Genomic DNA, 16,900 nt, shown 5'->3' on the forward strand with positions numbered 1-16,900 from the left:
GCAGGCTAGTTTGCCGTCGGCGCGGTGTCGAGCAGTCGATTGGACGATCTCCGCCCGGTCAGCCGGGAACCGCGTGAGACAATCGGTTAACGCCCTTGAACATCGGCGCGACAGGGACGACATAGGCAGGCCAATCAACGAGGAAACCCATGATCGATCTGTTCGGTTCGCCCAGCGCCCAAGGCAAGTTCACCCGCGACCCCATTACCGGTGCGCTCATCCCGATGGTGGTCGAACAGTCCAGCCGCGGCGAACGTAGCTTTGACATCTATTCGCGCCTGCTGCGTGAACGGATCATTTTCGTGACCGGTGAGGTCGAGGACCATATGGCCTCGGTCATCGTCGCGCAGTTGCTGTTCCTGGAATCGGAAAATCCTAGCAAGGATATTTCGATGTACATCAACTCGCCGGGCGGCGTCGTCACGGCGGGTCTGGCGATCCATGACACGATGCAATACATCCGCCCGCGCGTGTCGACCGTGTGCATCGGTCAGGCCTGTTCGATGGGCAGCTTCCTGCTGGCGGCAGGCGAACCGGGGATGCGCATTGCGCTGCCGCAGGCGCGGATCATGATCCACCAGCCGTCTGGCGGCGCGCGCGGCATGGCCAGCGACATCGAAATCCAGGCCCGCGAAATCCTGCGGCTGCGCAAGCGGCTGAACGAGCTTTATGCCAAGTATACCGGCAAGGGCCTGGAAGAGATCGAAGCCGCCGTGGACCGCGACAACTGGCTCGACGCGAACGAGGCGCTGGCGTTTGGTCTGGTCGACAAGGTGTTTGAAGCACGTCCGGATAGCGATGCGGTGGGCATCCAGTCTGGCACGGGCGGCGCGCCGGACTGAACCGAGCGGTAACCCCGACGCGGCACGGTAACGATTCGTCCACCGTGCCGCTTCAGGTGACCGCAATATGACACGCGCTACGGCGCAGGATTGAAAATTGAACGCGCCGGGCTACACTCCGGGGCGAGTCCCTTCCGGGCGAGGGGCATTAGGAAAGCGCATGACCAAACTGACCGGATCTGACGCCAAGAGCACGCTGTATTGCAGCTTCTGCGGCAAATCGCAGCACGAAGTGCGCAAGCTGATTGCCGGCCCGACGGTGTTCATCTGTGATGAATGCGTTGAACTGTGCAACGACATCATCCGCGAAGAGACCAAAGCGGGCATCGCCGGCAAGAAGGACGGCGGCGTTCCCACCCCGATGGACATCTTCGAAACACTGAACGATTACGTGATCGGGCAGGACCGGGCGAAGCGCGTGCTGTCGGTGGCGGTGCACAACCACTACAAGCGCCTCAAGCACAGCGGCAAGGGCGGCGAAGTTGAACTGTCGAAGTCCAACATCCTGCTGGTCGGGCCGACCGGGTGCGGCAAGACGCTGCTGGCGCAGACCCTGGCCAAGACGTTCGACGTGCCCTTCACGATGGCCGACGCCACGACGCTGACCGAAGCGGGCTATGTCGGCGAAGATGTCGAAAACATCATCCTCAAGCTGCTCCAGGCCAGCGACTACAACGTCGAGAAGGCGCAGCACGGGATCGTCTATATCGACGAGATCGACAAGATCAGCCGCAAGGCGGAAAACCCCAGCATCACCCGCGACGTGTCGGGCGAAGGCGTGCAGCAGGCCCTGCTCAAGCTGATGGAAGGCACCACCGCCAGCGTGCCTCCGCAGGGCGGGCGCAAGCATCCGCAGCAGGAGTTCCTGCAAGTGGACACCACCAACATCCTGTTCATCTGCGGCGGGGCGTTTGCGGGGCTGGAAAAGATCATCTCCGACCGGCTGCAAAAGCGCTCGATCGGGTTCGGCGCGCATGTGGCCGATCCGGAAAAGCGCAAAGTCGGCGAACTGCTGCAAAAGGCTGAGCCGGAAGATCTGCTGAAGTTCGGCCTGATCCCCGAATTCGTCGGCCGTCTGCCGGTGATCGCCACGCTGGAAGACCTCGACATCGAGGCGCTGGTCCAGATCCTGCGCGAACCGAAGAACGCGCTGATCAAGCAATATGCCAAGCTGTTCGAACTGGAAGACGTCACGCTGACGTTTACCGACGACGCGCTGGAAGCGATCGCGAAAAAGGCGATCGACCGGAAAACCGGCGCACGCGGGCTGCGCTCGATCGTCGAAGGGCTGCTGCTCGACACGATGTTCGATATCCCGACCGAAACGGACATCGCCGAAGTGGTGGTGGACAAGGACGTGGTCGAAGGGCGCAAGGAGCCGATCCGCGTGGTGAAGGCCCAGGAAGAGGCGGCTTGACGCCGCCTCGACCGTCCACGGCGGCCACCCGCTAAAACCCGGCGCTTCAGTTTTTCTGGCTGAACATCACTTCGCCGTCACGCTTGACGATCATTTCGGTCTGCTTGCTGCGCCACAGCAGCCATGTTTCACCCTGCCGGACCCAGGTGTCGGTCGACGTGACTTCCAGTTCCATTTTGGCATCGCTGCCGGGGCGGGTCATCCCGGCGCTCAGCTTCTGCTCGACCGTGGCGAGCGGGCCATTGACCGTGGCGGCCAGAACTTCGGTGGCGAACGAGGGCGATGCGCCGCCCGGCATCCGGCCTGTGCGTTCCAGCATGGCATCGGCGTTCTGCACTTCGCCGCGAATATCGGTCAACTCGTATCCCGGCGCCAGGATCGCGCGGGCGGTGGCCGTGTCCTTCGCCTGAAGCGCGGTGCGCAGTTCAGTATAGCGGGCCTGGAACAGGGGCTTGTGGTCATCCTGAGCAAGAGCGGGGGCGGTGATGGCAACCGTGGCAAGGCCGGCGGCCAGCCAGAAACGTGAAGTCATTCCAGGATCCTTATGCAACCTTCCGGCTAATGTGGGTGGTGGCGGACCAATGCGCAATCGGCGGCGCTGCATTCGATCTGGATCGTCGCGTGATCGATCCGGTGACCGTGCGCCAGCACTTCACCCAGTTCGCGCAGGAACGCATCGCCGGGATGGCCACCCGGCATCACGAGGTGCGCGGTCAGCGCGGTTTCGGTCGTGCTCATCGGCCAGATGTGCAGATCGTGCAGCGCGGTCACACCGGGTTGTTCCAGCAGGACCGCGCGCACCGCCGCTTCATCGATGTGGCGCGGTACCGCCAGCAGGCCCATGCGGACCGCATCGCGCAGCAAATCCCAGCTGGTCCAGCCCAGCCCGACGGTGATGATCAGGCTGGCCACCGGGTCGATCCAGCTCAGTCCCGTCAGCAGGATCGCGAGGCCGGCAAACACCACGCTGGCCGAAACCACTGCGTCGGCCAGCAGGTGCAGGAACGCCGCGCGCAAGTTCAGGTCGCCCTTGCTGCCGCGCATGAACAGCAGCGCAGAACCCAGGTTGATCGCGATGCCCACGGCCGCCACGATCATCATGATCCCGCCCGCCACCGGTTGCGGATCGAACAGCCGGCGGAGCGTTTCGACCAGCACCGCGCCCAGCGCAAACCACAGCAGCGCCGCATTGGCGATCGCCGCGAGGATCGAGGTGTTCTTGAAGCCGTAAGTATAGCGCTCAGGCGCAGGCCGCGCCGCCAGGACGCTGGCCCCCCACGCCAGCAGCAGCGACAGGACATCGCCCAGGTTGTGTCCGGCGTCCGCCAGCAACGCGGTCGATCCGCTGATGTATCCGGCAATGACTTCGGCCACCACGAACGCGGCATTCAGCGTCACCGCGATGGCGAACGCGGGGCCGTGATTGCCGGGCGGCGGGTGGTGGTGATGGCCTAGCCCCGGCACGGATGCGTGCGGATTGTCATCCGCGTGGTGATGGTGGATCGCAGCCAAGTTAAGCCCCTTCGCCGCCAGCGTTGCACAAATACCGCAGTGCAGCAAGAATCGTCGCGAGCGGCACTTGCCCCGCAGTTTGGAAAAGCACGGATCGGACTGCCTTTGCGCACGATCATTACGTCATGCAGGCGTGTCGCGAAATGACGTTTCAGGATTGCCGAATTTCCCGCCAATCCGGGGGTCGTGGTCGTCACATAACTGTAACATTGGGGGTGTCTAGCCACCCCGCAGCGCCTGTATGAGCGTCGCCAGACCGCGCCTATCTGCGATTCGCGGAGCGGCTGTCCTGCCAGTTTCAGTGTTCCATAACAGGGATTTACCTCGCCATGCGTCTCAACATTGCCCTGACTGCCGCCACCAGTGGCCTTGCCATCGGTGTCGCCGCTCTTGCCACCCCGGCGTTCGCCCAGTCGGTCGGTTCCGTCGATTTCGAAAAGGAAATCATCGTTACCGGGACCCGCAGCGGCACCCAGGAAGTTGGCGGCGTGTCCGCTCCCGACACGTCGAAGGCCAAGGCCGTTCTGACGGCCGAGAATATCCAGCGCCAGAACCCCGGCCAGACCATTCTGGACACGATCAACCAGATCCCGGGCGTGAACTTCCAGAACAACGACGCTTACGGTTCGGCGGGCGGCACGCTCTCGATCCGCGGGTTCTCGTCCGACCGCATCAGCCTGACGTTTGACGGTGTGCCGCTGAACGATTCGGGCAACTATGCGATCTATTCGAACCAGCAGATCGACCCGGAACTGATCGAACAGGTCAACGTCAACCTGGGCACCACCGATGTTGACAGCCCGACCGCTTCGGCCGTTGGCGGCACCGTCAACCTGCGCTCGAAGAAGCCGGATCACGACATGGGCATCATGCTGTCGGGTTCGGCCGGTGAGTTCGACTTCATGCGCATCTTCGTGAAGGTGGAAACCGGCGATCTGACCGAAAGCGGCCTGCGGGCGTTCGCGTCGGCCAGCCGCGCGACCAACGACAACCCGTTCAACAACTATGGCAAGGTTGCCAAGCAGCAGTACAACGCGAAGATCTATCAGCCGCTGGGCGGCGACGATTTCTTCTCGCTGTCGGGCCACTACAACCAGAACCGCAACAACTTCTTCGGTTCGCTGCCGCTGCGCACCGACACCACGCAGAGCATTGCCAACCAGACCGGCCGCAATGCCGGCCCGCTGTCGGGCAACCGCTTTCCGATCACCAAGCTGGAACGCTTCTACACCATCAACGCACCCTGCATGATCCCCGATGGCGTCAACGGCACGGCACAGGCGGCCAGCAACTGCGGCACCGAATTCGATCGGCGCTACAACCCGTCGAACACCGGCAACGTCCGCGCCCAGCTGCGTCTGACGCTGGCTGACAACCTGATCCTCAACGTTGAGCCGAGCTATCAGTATGTGAAGGCCAACGGCGGCGGCACCGTGACCGGCGAAGAGGGCCTGCGCGACATCAACCCGGCTGGCGGCACCGCCAACCTGGCAGCCTGCCGGACCACGCCGACCAGCGCGACCAACAACTGCGTTACCGGCTATATCGGCGGTCGTCCGTATTTCGGCCGTGACATCAACGGCGATGGCGACATGCTCGACAGCGTCACCGTGCTGGCCCCCAGCCAGACCCAGACGCACCGCATCGGTGTGATCGCCGGTCTGCGGTACGAAATGGACGAATCCAACACGCTGCGCCTGACCTACACGTTCGACCGTGCGCGTCACCGCCAGACCGGTGAAGTCGGGATGGTGGCCTATACGGGTGAGCCGCTCGACGTGTTCCCGGTCAACGCCGGGCTCAAGGATTCGACTGGTGCCATCCTGCAAAAGCGTGATCGCCTGTCCTATGCGGTGCTGCATCAGGTGTCGGGTGAATATCGCGGCCAGTTCATGGATGATCGCCTGACCGTGACCGCCGGGGTGCGTGCCCCGTTCTTCCGCCGCGATCTGAACCAGAACTGCTTCACCACCTCGGCGGGCGGGTTCCTGGACTGCTTCGGCACCAACAGCGCGCTCAATTCAGCCTATGCCACGCTGAACCCGGCCGTCAGCGGTCCGCAACAGCGCGTGTTCAACTTCAGCAAGATCCTGCCGAACGTCGGGTTCACCTATCGCGTGGTCGATGACCTGAGCGTGTTCGCGAACTTCTCGCAGGGCCTGTCGGTTCCGGGCACGGACAGCCTTTACAACGCGTTCTACTTCGCGCCGGGCACCGCCGGAACCAAGCCGCTGCCGGAAACCACCGACAACTTCGATCTGGGCCTGCGCTATCGCTCGGGCAAGATCCAGGCGTCGGTCTCTGGTTACTACAACCAGTTCCGCAACCGCCTTGCCAGCGCCTATGATCCGGTGCTGGACCAGAACGTCTATCGCAACCTGGGCAACGTGAAGAAGTATGGCGTGGACGGCTATGTCGCCTATCAGCCGGCTGACTTCCTGACGCTCTATGCGTTCGGCAGCGTGATGAAGTCGGAAATTCGCGACAACATCGTGATCGGTGAAAACACCGATGGCTCGCCGATCTATGCCCCGACCGCGGGCAAGCGCGAAGCGGGCGCGCCGAAGTACAGCTGGGGCGGCACCGTGCGCGGCAAGTTCGGCCCGATGGAAATCGGCCTGACTGCCAAGCGCACCGGCGAACGCTATGTCTATGACACCAACGAAGCCACCTTCCAGGGCTCGTTCGTGCCGCTGGGCGCGAAGACCAGCACCGGCCTGACGCCGTCGCTGAGCAATGCGCAGTCTGCTGCCACCGGCCAGATCTATGGCGCGACGGCTGCGGCCTACTGGCTGGTCAACCTCGACATGCGCCTCAGCCTCGAAGGGCTGGGCCTGAACGACCAGACCTATCTGCAGCTGAACGTCTACAACCTGACCGACAGCTTCTACGTCGGCGGCTTCGGCGGCGGTCTGGTGCAGTCGAACACCTTCAACCGCACCACGGGTGTGTCGTCCTACGGCTCGCCGGGCTTCGTCCAGATCGGCGCTCCGCGCACGGTCAGCGGCACGGTGGTGTTCAAGTTCTGATCCCGCCGGGACCGGAACCAACCCAATGCGAAGGGGCGGCACTGCGGTGCTGCCCCTTTTTGTTTGTGCGCTTGCGGCGCGGGTGCGCGCGACATACGAATGGTAAATGGCTGATTCGTGGATGTTCTTGCTGGCTTACCTGGCCGTAATCATTGCCGGGCCTGTGCTGAATCAGCGCAGGCGCCGGAATCATGCCCGGCGGTTGGCAGAGTTGCAGAGCGGTGCTGCGGAGCGCTTCATGGAGGAGCGTCGCTCGCTCGAGGCCTATCCCCCGCGCAGCAAACGGGCCGAATGGGTTCTGTTCGGCCTGATGCTGGCGCTGTGGCTGGTGCTGGTGGCCATCAAGCTTGGCGATCCAGGCAGCTAACGTTCAGTCGTAAACGCAGGCGTCCAGCGCTTCGTTGCGGACCACGCTGCTGCGTGCGGCGATGGCGTTGCCGTGGCGGCGGGTGAAGCCGGTGGCGCCGGTGACGGCGCGGCGCTTGGGCGCGGGCAGGGCGGCGGCGATGCGGGCGGCTTCGACCCGGCTCAGGCGGGCGGCACCCTTGTTGTAATAGCGCTGCGCCCCCGCTTCGACGCCGTAGGTGCCGATCCCGGTTTCCGCGACGTTGAGGTACACTTCCATGATCCGGCGCTTGCCCCAGATGTGTTCGATCAGGAAGGTGAACCACACTTCCAGCCCTTTGCGGGCATAGCGGGTCCAGCCGGTGCCTTGCCACAGGAACACGTTCTTGGCGGTCTGCTGGCTGATGGTGGAACCGCCGCGCAGGCGGCCGCCCCTGGCGTTGCGCTCCATCGCCTGTTCGATCGCTTCGGCGTCAAAGCCGTTGTGCGCACAGAACTTCGCGTCCTCGCCCGCGATCACCGCGGCGACCATGTTGCGGTCAATCCGGCTGAGCGGTTCCCAGTCCCTGGTAAAACCGTTGGGGTCAGCGATCATGGTCACGGTGATCGGCACCGGCACCCATTTGTAGATCACGGTCAGGCCCACGCTGATGACCAGGAACCAGATGATCGCGCGGCCCAGAATCCAGCCCGCGCGATAGGCCATGCCCTGACTGGCGCGGGGGCGGGATGGTTTCAGGAAGCGCAGCATCGGGCCGTGGCTTAACCCGATGTCATCGCGCCGCCCAGCTTGAACAGCAGGTCGAGCAGCAGGCGGCGTTCGATCGGGGTCAGCTGGGCGGTGTTTTCCGCTTCGTGCGCGACGATCACCTTGCGCGCGCGGGCCAGACTGTCACGGCCCTTGCCGGTCAGTTCGATCCGGCTGGAGCGGCCATCGGTTTCACTTTGCACCACCTCGATCATCCCGTTTTTCAACAGGCTGCGGGTGAACTGGTGGATGGTCGAGCGTTCGATCGCCAGGAACCGGCCGATCTCGATCTGGGTGATGTCCGGGTTGGCTTCCACCAGCCACATGATCGTGACCTGCTTGGCGGTCAGCCCCAGCGCTTTCAGTTTGGGATCGAGCCGCTGGACCAGCAGCGAATGGCCGATCCCCAGGTGCAGGCCGACGATGCCTTCCAGCCCGGCGAGCCTGATGTTGTCCGACCGGGTCGAGCGGCCATCGTGGCCGTCTGCGCGCGCGGGGCGTGCGGCGGGGGTGGTCGGAGCGGGAACTGCGATCTGGTCTTCCACGAGTGGGCTGGCTTTCCTGGGGAGCGGGGCGCGAAGCGGCCTTAGCGCACGATGCAGCAATGCTCAATTCCCGAACCCGCCGCCCCCGGTCCACACGGGCAGGGGCGGCTGGGCATCGGGATCAGGTGGCGGGATCAGGCGGCGGGCAGCAGGCGGCGGTCGTCCGCGATCCGCAGCATCGCCTTTTGCAGCTTTTCAAAGGCGCGCACCTCGATCTGGCGGACGCGTTCGCGGCTGACGCTGTATTCCTGGCTCAATTCTTCCAGCGTCTGTGGTTCATCGATCAGGCGGCGCTGGGTGAGGATGTGGCGTTCGCGCTCATTCAGGCTGGACATGGCTTCGGTCAGCAAGGCGTGCCGGATCCTGGCTTCCTGCCCTTCGGCCACGGTTTCATCCTGCAGCGGGCGATCATCCTGCAACATGTCCTGCCACTGGCCTTCGCCGTCTTCGTTGAACGAGACGTTGAGGCTGGCATCGCCGCCCATCATCATCCGGCGGTTCATGTTGACCACTTCGGTCTCTGACACGCCGAGCTTGGTCGCGATGGTCTTCACGTCTTCGGGGTGAAGATCGGAATCCTCATACGCGTCGAGGTTCTTCTTCATCCGGCGCAAGTTGAAGAACAGCTTTTTCTGGGCAGCGGTGGTGCCCATTTTCACCAGGCTCCACGACCGCAGGATGAACTCCTGCATCGACGCCTTGATCCACCACATCGCATAGGTCGCCAGCCGGAAACCGCGATCGGGTTCGAATTTCTTGACGCCCTGCATCAGGCCGATGTTGCCTTCGGAAATCAGTTCCGACACCGGCAGACCATAGCCGCGGTAACCCATGGCGATCTTCGCCACGAGCCGCAGGTGGCTGGTGACCAGCTGGGCGGCCGCTTCGGGATCCTGATGTTCGGCATAGCGCTTGGCGAGCATGTATTCCTGCTCAGCGGTCAGCACCGGGAACTTCTTGATCTCTGTCAGATAGCGGTTGAGGCTCTGTTCCCCGCCCAGGCTGGGCAGGGTGGAACGACCGCTGCTGGCTGGCAGGTTACGTTTGCGTTCGGGCATAAGACTCTCTCGTCCTTTCAACGTCGGCCCACCTTTGCAGGACCCTTTAGAGGCATCCCCCGGCGGCGGCCACACAGGCTTTCTATTTACACCAATGCATCAGCTTGGTGCCCTCAATTCGACCAACAGCCCCGCCATGTCGGTGGGCAGCGTGCTTTCAAGGCGAACCGCTGCTCCGGTGACCGGGTGGGTAAAGCCCAGCACGGCAGCGTGCAGGGCCTGTCGGTGAAAGTGAAGCTGGTTGAGCAAGGGGCGAAGCCGTGAAGGTGTGCGTCCATATACCGGATCACCCAGTAAAGGATGACCAATTGACGCCATATGAACGCGCACCTGGTGGGTTCGCCCGGTTTCCAGCCGACATTCCACCAGTGCGGCAGAATCCAGCCGTTCGAGCAACTTGTAGTGGGTGACGGCGTGCTTGCCGCGTCCATCTTCGACCAGCGCCATCTTCTTGCGGTCGTGATTCGACCGGGCAATCGCGCCGCGAATCGTGCCCGATATGGGAGCAGGCAGTCCGCCGACCACGGCCAGATAGGCGCGTTCGATCGAATGATCGGCAAACTGCGCGGCCAGCCCTTCGTGCGCGGCATCGGTCTTGGCGACGACCAGCAGGCCAGAGGTATCCTTGTCGATCCGGTGGACGATGCCAGGGCGGGCCACCCCGCCTATCCCCGACAGCTGCCCCCGGCAGTGATGCAGCAGCGCATTGACCAGCGTGCCGTCAAGGTTCCCGGCGGCGGGGTGGACGACCAGCCCGGCGGGCTTGTCGACCACGATCAGGTATTCGTCCTCATAGGCAACGGTCAGCGCAATGTCCTGCGCCTGCGCCTCGGCGGGGATCGCGGCGGGGACGGTGATGGTGAAGGGCGTGCCTTCCGCCGGTTTGACCGAACCCGACGTCGCGGCTTTCCCGTCCAGCGCGATCCGGCCTTCACCCAGCAGCGCCTTGACCCGCTCACGCGACAGCCCGCTGGCATCGGCCAGTGCCTTGTCGAGCCGCTGGCCGCCGCTGGCGATCACGCCGGAAATGATGGATTCCCCCTCAATCATCGCTAGGAACTTGGGGATGGCAATCACGGTGACAAGTGGCGTTTTGGCCACACTGCTGGAAGAAGCGACGCGCGCCCATCCGCAGGAGTGTTGCGGGCTGCTGATGGGGGACGGGGCGATTGCCCGCGCCGTGCCTGCGGCCAATGTCCATCCCGAACCGGCGCGCCATTTCGAGATCGATTCCGCCGCCCTGATCGCCGCGCACCGCGCCGCGCGGGCTGGCGGGCTGGCGGTGCTGGGCTATTACCATTCGCACCCCACCGGCAGCGCGCAGCCATCGGCCACCGACCGCGCGGCGGCCAGCGGGGACGGGCGGATCTGGGCGATCATTGCGGGCGGAACGGTGCAGCTGTGGCGCGATACGCCGGATGGCTTTGAACCGCTTCCCCTGCGAGTCGCGGCAGGGTAAGAGGATCGAAACCATACCCCTTGTTGCGGAAGCCTGCCGACCCATGACTCAATCCTCGCTCGATCTTGCTGCTCTGCTGTGTTCGCGCCTGTGCCATGACCTGCTTAGCCCGGTTGGTGCGCTCAATAACGGGTTGGAACTGCTGGCCGAGGAAAAAGATCCCGAAATGCGCAAGCGCTGCATGGAGCTGCTGGAGCAAAGCGCCCGAACCAGTGCGGACAAGCTGAAGTTTTTCCGGCTGGCGTTCGGCGCGGCGGGCGGATTTGGCGAACAGGTGCTGGTCGATGAACCGCGCGCGCTGGTCGATGCGCTGGTCAGCCACAATGCGCGTGTATCGGTCAACTGGACGACCCTGCCTAAACCTGCGGTCAAGGTGCTGCTCAACCTGGCGATGATCGGGATGGACGCGCTGGTGCGCGGCGGCACACTGGATATCGGCGCGGAAAGCCGCGACGGGGCGAGCGAGATCGTGGTCCGCGCGGCGGGCGCGAAAATCGCGTTCGATCCGGAAATCGGCCGGGCGCTGGACGGTTCGCTCGATCCCGATGGGCTGACCAGCCGCACCGCCCCGGCGTGGATGATCCACCAGCTGGCCAGCGTGCGCGGCGGCGGCGTGCAGTTCGCGCTCAGCGATGAAGCGCTGGTGATGGGCGCGGTGCTGCCCGAAGCATAAGGGCGCGGCCGCGATGTCGGAACTGATCCACAGCGAAACGCCATCACCCAACTGGAACGAGCGGCTGCTGCCGATCTCGATGGTGGTGCTGCACTATACCGGCATGGAAACCGCCGCCGCCGCGCTCGACCGGCTGTGCGATCCAGAAGCGCAGGTATCGGCGCATTACTGCATCGAAGAGGACGGCACCGTCCACCGGCTGGTGCGTGAAGACCGGCGCGCCTGGCACGCGGGCAAATCGTTCTGGCGCGGGGTGACCGATATCAATTCGGCCAGTATCGGGATCGAACTGGTCAATCCGGGGCACGAGTTCGGGTATCGCCCGTTTCCCGATGAACAGCTGGCCGCGCTGCTGCCGCTGCTGGCCGACATGGTCCAGCGCCACGACATCCCGCGCGCCAACGTGCTCGGCCATTCGGACGTCGCGCCGGCCCGCAAGGATGATCCCGGCGAACTGTTCGACTGGGATCTGCTGGCCGCGCACCGGCTGGTGCTGCGCCGCCCGCGCCTGCTGGTGCCCAGCCCGTATGAGAACGACGGCGCGTTCTTTCTGGCGCTGGAACGGTTCGGCTATGACATCTCGGACACCGCCGCCGCTTGCCGGGCATTCCAGCGCCGCTGGCGGCCGCACCGGATCGACGGCGTGGTCGACGGCGAAAGTTCGGCGATCCTGTTCGGATTGTTGTTGGATCGCGACACCGGAAAGACTAGGTAGGCGCTTCGCCAGGGGGCCGGGCAGCCGCGTCATAGCTTGCTATGCCGAGGAAAGTCCGGGCTCCACGAAACAAGGGTGGCGGGTAACGCCCGCCGAGGGCAACCTCAGGGAAAGTGCCACAGAGAGCAGACCGCTCCTTCGACAAGCTCAGGATGAGCGGACTCGACGGAGTAAGGGTGAAAGGGTGCGGTAAGAGCGCACCGCGCGGCTGGCAACAGGCGCGGCATGGTAAACCCCACCCGGAGCAAGACCGAATAGGGGCGGCGCGCCGAGGGCCTTCGGGCCTGACAGCAGATGTGTTTCGCATCGACCGCCCGGGTTGGTTGCTTGAGCCAGGCAGCAATGCCTGGCCTAGAGGAATGGCTGCCAGTGCGGATACGGTCTCTTTTGGGATACCGTCCACGCTACAGAACCCGGCTTACAGGCCCCCTGGCGAATCACCCCGCACAAGCATCCCCCCGCTCCGCCGGAGCTGGGGCCTGAGCGGGGGCCTGAACTGGGGCGGCGCGCCTTCAGGGGCGGCCAATGCTGGAATACTGGAACCCCTTGGCGCGCACTTCCGCCGGGTCATAGATGTTGCGCAGGTCAACCAGCACGGGCGCCCTGGCCAGCTTCTTCACCCGGTCAAAATCAAGCGCGCGGAAGGCGTCCCATTCGGTCACGATCACCACCGCGTCCGCGCCTTCGATCGCGGCATAGGCGCTGTCTTTCATCGCCACGTTGGCCATCAGCGGCGCGGCGTGGCCCATCCCTTCGGGGTCATAGGCGGCAACCTTTACCCCGGCATCGTGCAGCGCCAGCGCGATGGCGATCGACGGGGCATCGCGCATGTCGTCGGTATTGGGCTTGAAGGTCAGGCCCAGCAGCGCAACCTGCTTGCCGCGCGCTTCATCCATGCCGCCCAGCGCGTCGATCACCTTGCGGCCCATGGCGCGCTTGCGGGCATCGTTGACCTTGACCACCGCTTCGACGATCCGGGTCGGCGCTTCGTAATCTTCCGCCGTCTTGAGCAGCGCCAGCGTGTCCTTGGGGAAGCACGATCCGCCATAGCCCGGCCCGGCATGGAGGAACTTGGACCCGATCCGCCCGTCCATCCCGATCCCGCGCGACACGTCCTGCACGTTCGCGCCGACCTTTTCGCACAAGTCGGCCATTTCGTTGATGAACGTGATCTTCACTGCCAGAAACGCATTGGCGGCATACTTGATCAACTCGGACGAGCGCCGCGAGGTGAACAGGATCGGCGCCTTGTTCAGGAACAGCGGGCGATAGACCTCGTTCATCACCCCGCGCGCCCATTCATCCTCGGTGCCCACGACAATCCGGTCCGGCCGCTTGAAATCGCTGATCGCCGCGCCTTCGCGCAGGAACTCGGGGTTGGAGGCCACCGCGACCTGCACGCCTGATCCCGCTTCGCGCAGGATCCGTTCCACTTCATCGCCGGTGCCGACCGGGACGGTCGATTTGGTGACGATCACGGCGGGGTGCCTCAGGTGCTCGCCGATTTCCTGGGCCACGGCATAGACATAGGACAAGTCGGCGTGGCCATCGCCCCGGCGGCTGGGGGTGCCAACCGCGATGAAGATTGCGCCCGCGCCGTCGATTCCTTCGGCCAGATCGGTGGTGAACGACAGCCGCCCGGCCTTGACGTTTGAGGTGACCAGTTCGGCCAGCCCCGGCTCATAGATCGGCATGATCCCGGCTTTCAGGCTGTCGATCTTGGCCGGGTCCTTGTCGATGCAGACCACATCGTGGCCGAAATCGGCAAAACAGGCACCTGAAACCAGCCCGACATAACCGGAACCAACCATTGCGATCTTCATGAAATGCTCCTTTGCGCGACGCGGACCGCGCCGTCTTCCATCCGCGCCTCGATCAGCCAGCGGGTTGCCCCTTCGAGGCCGAGTGCGGTCAGCACGCCGGTCTCATAGGCGCCGGTATCGATGCCGATGCGGTTATGCCGGACGTCCGGCTGTTTGAAAATGGTATGGCCATGCACCACCACCGCGCCGTGGCTGCCGGGATGGTCCAGAAAGGGCTGGCGAATCCAGCGCAGATCGCTGATCCGCTGCTGATCGAGCGGCAGATCGGGCAGGATCCCGGCGTGGACGAACAGGTAATCGCCCAGCGCAATCGTGTCTTCGAACGCACGGATGAAGGCGATGTCTCCGGCGGGAATTGCGGCCCGCATCAGCGCCTGCGTTTCGGTCAGGTCGGCGGCCTGATAGGCGTCCTCGTCCACGCCATAGCTGAGCACGGTTTCCTTGCCGCCATAGCGCAGGAAGTGGCGCAGCACTTCGGGCTTTTCCAGACTGTCGAGGAACATCTCCTCGTGATTGCCCATCAGCACGCGCACGGTGCGCGCCGCCTGCCAGGCCCGCGCCCGCGCGACCACCCCGGCGCTGTCGGGGCCGCGATCGATCAGGTCGCCCAGCAGGACCACCGTGGTCTGCGCCCCGCCGCGCGCGGTGTCATCGGCATCGACCGCTTGCGCCAGCGCGGCGAACAGATCGGCGCGGCCGTGGATATCGCCCACGGCATAGGCGCGCTGGCCATCGGGCAGCGCGGCAGCCGGGGCGGCCGGACGGGCCGAAAACAATGAACGCAGCCTGGAAAGCATCGGAACCTTGGTGTTGCGCTGCACCATATAGCGAACGCGGGGTTGCCGAACAACGGCAACTATGCGCGCACAGGCTCAGGCCCGCCGCACGCGGGCGGCGTTGCCATAAAACCACACTGTGCGGCCTTTGCGCAATCTTTGTGCGCTTTTCCCCTTGTGCGGTGCAGCAAAAACATGTTGAGGATCGTTTGTCCGCAGTGATTGCCTCCGAATAACGAGGGGCAACGGGGCGGATGCAGGTGGGACGAAGCACCAAACAATCGTAAGGAAGATTGACATGCTCACGTCCGTCCGCGGTATTGTCGCCGCTACTATCCTCGCCGGCTGCGGATTGGCCGCTACTCCCGCTTTTGCCGACGAAACCGACCCGCCCAGCGATGTGACGGTGTCCGGCAACGTTGCTCTGGTCACCGACTACCGGTTCCGCGGGCTGTCGCTCAGCGGTGGCGATTTCGCCGTGCAGGGCACGATCAACGTCAATCACTCCAGCGGGTTCTACGCTGGCGTGTGGGCGTCCAGCCTTGAAGATTCGGCCGTTTACGGCAGCACCGAAGTCGACGTCTATGCCGGCTGGACCGGTGAAGTCGCCTCCGGCGTGACCGCCGATGTCGGCCTGCTGTATTACGTCTACCCGAACGGCACGGTTGGCGATGCCAACGTGTTCGAACCCTATGCCTCGATCACCGGCGCAATCGGCCCGGTGACCGCCAAGGTCGGCGTTGCCTATGCCTGGAAGCAGAACTCGCTGGGCGGTGACGACAACCTGTATCTCTACAACGATCTGTCGCTGGCCATTCCGGAAACCCCGCTGAGCCTGTCGACCCACATCGGCTACACCGATGGCGCGCTGTCGCCCAAGGTGCTGACCGGCGCGGGCCTTGGCGGCGGCTGGGATTACTCGGTCGGGGCCAGCTATGCCGTGACCAAGAACCTGTCGGTCGGCGTCAGCTATATCGGCGTTGACGGCACCTCGATCAGCAGCTTCTCGAACGACGCTGTCGTCGGCACGCTGAAGTTCGCGTTCTGATCGACCGATAAGACACACGCACCAATGCGGCCCGTCCCGGAAAAATCCGGGGCGGGCCGTGTCGTTTCAGGGGTCCGGCCGGTTCAGTCGAGCGAGAACTGGACCGTGGTGACCACGCGCACTTTCTTGAACGGGGTGTCAGCCATGCCCCAGCTGCCGCCGCCGCTGTCATCGCCGCTGGTCGCATCGCGGTCCATGACCGAGAAATAGCCCTGCGTGGCGCTGCGGATGCTGCCCACGCTGGTGCCGCTGTCCTTGGCGAACTGTTCGGCCGAGGCGCGCGCGTCCTTGGTCGCTGCCGCGATCATCGCAGGCTTGATCGCGTTCAGGCCGGTGAAGCTGTAATTGATGCCCGATCCGTCTTCCAGCACCACGCCCTGCCGGACCAGATCGAACTGCCGCTTGGCGGCGGTCTGGGCGCGCTGGATATCGGTAGTGCGCAAGGCAAAGCGTTGGCGCACGGTAAAGCGCGGCACGCCGTTGTCGGTATATTGCGATACGTTGACGCCGGTCGGTTGCAGATCGGCGGCGGGGAAGCCCGACTGGTTGAAGAACGCCCGGATCGCCGCGCCATCGCGGTCAGCGCCGGCCTGGGCGGTGGCCAGATCGGTCGCGGTGGAACTGAATGACAGCGTCCAGGTGGCCAGATCGGCGGTCACATTGCGTTCGGCCAGCCCGCGCACGGTGACCGCGCGATCGGCTTCCTTGGCCCGGACCAGCCCGTTGCCCAGCAGGTAACCGCCCACGATCAGCCCGATGGCCAGCACCCCGGCGCTGGCGAGGTAGCGCTGCGTTGGCCGGTCGCGCCAGAATGCGGTGGCGGTGGCGGACGGATCGAGGCTAGAGTCGGACATGGGGGATTCTCCCTGTTGGCTGGGCGAACAGTGCGCCGCGCCAGCTGTCTGCACGA

The 16,900-nt window shown here is 64.4% G+C and carries 17 protein-coding genes and 1 other RNA gene; 9 read left to right on the forward strand and 9 right to left on the reverse strand.

Annotated elements, in window-relative coordinates:
• Positions 1–149: 149 nt before the first annotated feature.
• Positions 150–842: an ATP-dependent Clp endopeptidase proteolytic subunit ClpP gene (clpP, locus tag Q8Q53_RS14355; RefSeq protein ID WP_305702471.1), complete on the forward strand. Its 693-nt coding sequence runs from the start codon at positions 150–152 to the stop codon at positions 840–842.
• Positions 843–1,002: 160 nt separating this feature from the next.
• Entirely contained in the window at positions 1,003–2,259 is a 1,257-nt protein-coding gene (gene clpX / locus Q8Q53_RS14360) for an ATP-dependent Clp protease ATP-binding subunit ClpX (RefSeq protein WP_305702472.1), read from the forward strand.
• A gap of 46 nt (positions 2,260–2,305) precedes the next feature.
• On the opposite strand, the gene Q8Q53_RS14365 is transcribed toward clpX, so the two are convergent.
• Both Q8Q53_RS14365 and Q8Q53_RS14370 read right to left on the reverse strand, forming a co-directional pair.
• Complete coding sequence (locus tag Q8Q53_RS14365) at positions 2,306–2,791, reverse strand: nuclear transport factor 2 family protein (RefSeq protein WP_305702473.1); 486 nt, start codon at positions 2,789–2,791, stop codon at positions 2,306–2,308.
• A 26-nt stretch (positions 2,792–2,817) separates the two neighbouring features.
• Positions 2,818–3,771, reverse strand: a complete 954-nt coding sequence (locus Q8Q53_RS14370; protein ID WP_305702474.1) for a cation diffusion facilitator family transporter — start codon at positions 3,769–3,771, stop codon at positions 2,818–2,820.
• 329 nt (positions 3,772–4,100) lie between these two features.
• On the opposite strand from Q8Q53_RS14370, the gene Q8Q53_RS14375 reads away from it, so the two are divergent.
• Complete coding sequence (locus tag Q8Q53_RS14375; RefSeq protein WP_305702475.1) at positions 4,101–6,800, forward strand: TonB-dependent receptor; 2,700 nt, start codon at positions 4,101–4,103, stop codon at positions 6,798–6,800.
• Between the two features lie 106 nt (positions 6,801–6,906).
• Positions 6,907–7,167 carry a hypothetical protein gene (locus Q8Q53_RS14380; RefSeq protein ID WP_305702476.1) on the forward strand — a complete coding sequence of 87 codons (261 nt, stop codon included), beginning with the start codon at positions 6,907–6,909 and terminating at the stop codon, positions 7,165–7,167.
• Between the two features lie 3 nt (positions 7,168–7,170).
• Here the strand turns inward: Q8Q53_RS14380 and mtgA are convergent, their stop codons facing one another.
• The 4 genes from mtgA to Q8Q53_RS14400 all read right to left on the reverse strand — a co-directional run bounded on the left by mtgA (position 7,171) and on the right by Q8Q53_RS14400 (position 10,546).
• The gene (gene mtgA / locus Q8Q53_RS14385; RefSeq protein WP_305702477.1) at positions 7,171–7,851 is read right to left on the reverse strand and encodes a monofunctional biosynthetic peptidoglycan transglycosylase; all 681 of its coding nucleotides are present in this window, start codon (positions 7,849–7,851) and stop codon (positions 7,171–7,173) included.
• Between the two features lie 56 nt (positions 7,852–7,907).
• Entirely contained in the window at positions 7,908–8,438 is a 531-nt protein-coding gene (locus Q8Q53_RS14390; RefSeq protein ID WP_305702478.1) for a MarR family winged helix-turn-helix transcriptional regulator, read from the reverse strand.
• A 134-nt stretch (positions 8,439–8,572) separates the two neighbouring features.
• Complete coding sequence (rpoH, locus tag Q8Q53_RS14395; RefSeq protein WP_305702479.1) at positions 8,573–9,496, reverse strand: RNA polymerase sigma factor RpoH; 924 nt, start codon at positions 9,494–9,496, stop codon at positions 8,573–8,575.
• A 99-nt stretch (positions 9,497–9,595) separates the two neighbouring features.
• Positions 9,596–10,546 carry an RluA family pseudouridine synthase gene (locus Q8Q53_RS14400; RefSeq protein WP_305702480.1) on the reverse strand — a complete coding sequence of 317 codons (951 nt, stop codon included), beginning with the start codon at positions 10,544–10,546 and terminating at the stop codon, positions 9,596–9,598.
• A gap of 16 nt (positions 10,547–10,562) precedes the next feature.
• Between Q8Q53_RS14400 and Q8Q53_RS14405 the strand changes: the two genes are divergently transcribed.
• From Q8Q53_RS14405 to rnpB, 4 genes are all read left to right on the forward strand, one after another.
• On the forward strand, positions 10,563–10,955 hold the full coding sequence (locus Q8Q53_RS14405; RefSeq protein ID WP_305702481.1) for a M67 family metallopeptidase: 393 nt from the start codon (positions 10,563–10,565) through the stop codon (positions 10,953–10,955).
• A gap of 43 nt (positions 10,956–10,998) precedes the next feature.
• Entirely contained in the window at positions 10,999–11,628 is a 630-nt protein-coding gene (locus tag Q8Q53_RS14410; protein ID WP_305702482.1) for a histidine phosphotransferase family protein, read from the forward strand.
• Positions 11,629–11,641: 13 nt separating this feature from the next.
• Positions 11,642–12,343, forward strand: coding sequence for an N-acetylmuramoyl-L-alanine amidase (locus Q8Q53_RS14415; RefSeq protein WP_305702483.1), 702 nt, complete (start codon positions 11,642–11,644; stop codon positions 12,341–12,343).
• Between the two features lie 8 nt (positions 12,344–12,351).
• An RNA gene (gene rnpB / locus Q8Q53_RS14420) (RNase P RNA component class A) lies at positions 12,352–12,780 on the forward strand.
• Positions 12,781–12,855: 75 nt separating this feature from the next.
• Here the strand turns inward: rnpB and Q8Q53_RS14425 are convergent.
• The gene (locus tag Q8Q53_RS14425) at positions 12,856–14,166 is read right to left on the reverse strand and encodes a UDP-glucose/GDP-mannose dehydrogenase family protein (RefSeq protein WP_305702484.1); all 1,311 of its coding nucleotides are present in this window, start codon (positions 14,164–14,166) and stop codon (positions 12,856–12,858) included.
• Positions 14,163–14,987, reverse strand: coding sequence for a metallophosphoesterase (locus Q8Q53_RS14430; RefSeq protein ID WP_371136569.1), 825 nt, complete (start codon positions 14,985–14,987; stop codon positions 14,163–14,165). Before Q8Q53_RS14430 ends, Q8Q53_RS14425 begins: the two co-directional genes overlap by 4 nt.
• A gap of 253 nt (positions 14,988–15,240) precedes the next feature.
• Between Q8Q53_RS14430 and Q8Q53_RS14435 the strand changes: the two genes are divergently transcribed.
• Positions 15,241–15,990: a TorF family putative porin gene (locus Q8Q53_RS14435; RefSeq protein ID WP_305702485.1), complete on the forward strand. Its 750-nt coding sequence runs from the start codon at positions 15,241–15,243 to the stop codon at positions 15,988–15,990.
• An 83-nt stretch (positions 15,991–16,073) separates the two neighbouring features.
• On the opposite strand, the gene Q8Q53_RS14440 is transcribed toward Q8Q53_RS14435, so the two are convergent.
• The gene (locus Q8Q53_RS14440) at positions 16,074–16,844 is read right to left on the reverse strand and encodes an SIMPL domain-containing protein (RefSeq protein WP_305702486.1); all 771 of its coding nucleotides are present in this window, start codon (positions 16,842–16,844) and stop codon (positions 16,074–16,076) included.
• Positions 16,845–16,900 lie beyond the last annotated feature (56 nt).

It is taken from the genome of Novosphingobium sp., assembly GCF_030699305.1.
In the GTDB taxonomy this organism is placed as follows: Bacteria; Pseudomonadota; Alphaproteobacteria; order Sphingomonadales; family Sphingomonadaceae; genus Novosphingobium.

Coding starts and splice junctions, on each gene's coding strand:
- Q8Q53_RS14400 (WP_305702480.1), bottom strand. CDS start 10,546: ATGATTGAGGGGGAATCCATCATTTCCGGCGTGATCGCCAGCGGCGGC.
- mtgA (WP_305702477.1), bottom strand. CDS start 7,851: ATGGCCTATCGCGCGGGCTGGATTCTGGGCCGCGCGATCATCTGGTTC.
- Q8Q53_RS14405 (WP_305702481.1), top strand. CDS start 10,563: ATGGCAATCACGGTGACAAGTGGCGTTTTGGCCACACTGCTGGAAGAA.
- Q8Q53_RS14365 (WP_305702473.1), bottom strand. CDS start 2,791: ATGACTTCACGTTTCTGGCTGGCCGCCGGCCTTGCCACGGTTGCCATC.
- Q8Q53_RS14415 (WP_305702483.1), top strand. CDS start 11,642: ATGTCGGAACTGATCCACAGCGAAACGCCATCACCCAACTGGAACGAG.
- rpoH (WP_305702479.1), bottom strand. CDS start 9,496: ATGCCCGAACGCAAACGTAACCTGCCAGCCAGCAGCGGTCGTTCCACC.
- Q8Q53_RS14425 (WP_305702484.1), bottom strand. CDS start 14,166: ATGAAGATCGCAATGGTTGGTTCCGGTTATGTCGGGCTGGTTTCAGGT.
- Q8Q53_RS14375 (WP_305702475.1), top strand. CDS start 4,101: ATGCGTCTCAACATTGCCCTGACTGCCGCCACCAGTGGCCTTGCCATC.
- Q8Q53_RS14380 (WP_305702476.1), top strand. CDS start 6,907: ATGGCTGATTCGTGGATGTTCTTGCTGGCTTACCTGGCCGTAATCATT.
- Q8Q53_RS14435 (WP_305702485.1), top strand. CDS start 15,241: ATGCTCACGTCCGTCCGCGGTATTGTCGCCGCTACTATCCTCGCCGGC.
- Q8Q53_RS14410 (WP_305702482.1), top strand. CDS start 10,999: ATGACTCAATCCTCGCTCGATCTTGCTGCTCTGCTGTGTTCGCGCCTG.
- clpX (WP_305702472.1), top strand. CDS start 1,003: ATGACCAAACTGACCGGATCTGACGCCAAGAGCACGCTGTATTGCAGC.
- clpP (WP_305702471.1), top strand. CDS start 150: ATGATCGATCTGTTCGGTTCGCCCAGCGCCCAAGGCAAGTTCACCCGC.
- Q8Q53_RS14440 (WP_305702486.1), bottom strand. CDS start 16,844: ATGTCCGACTCTAGCCTCGATCCGTCCGCCACCGCCACCGCATTCTGG.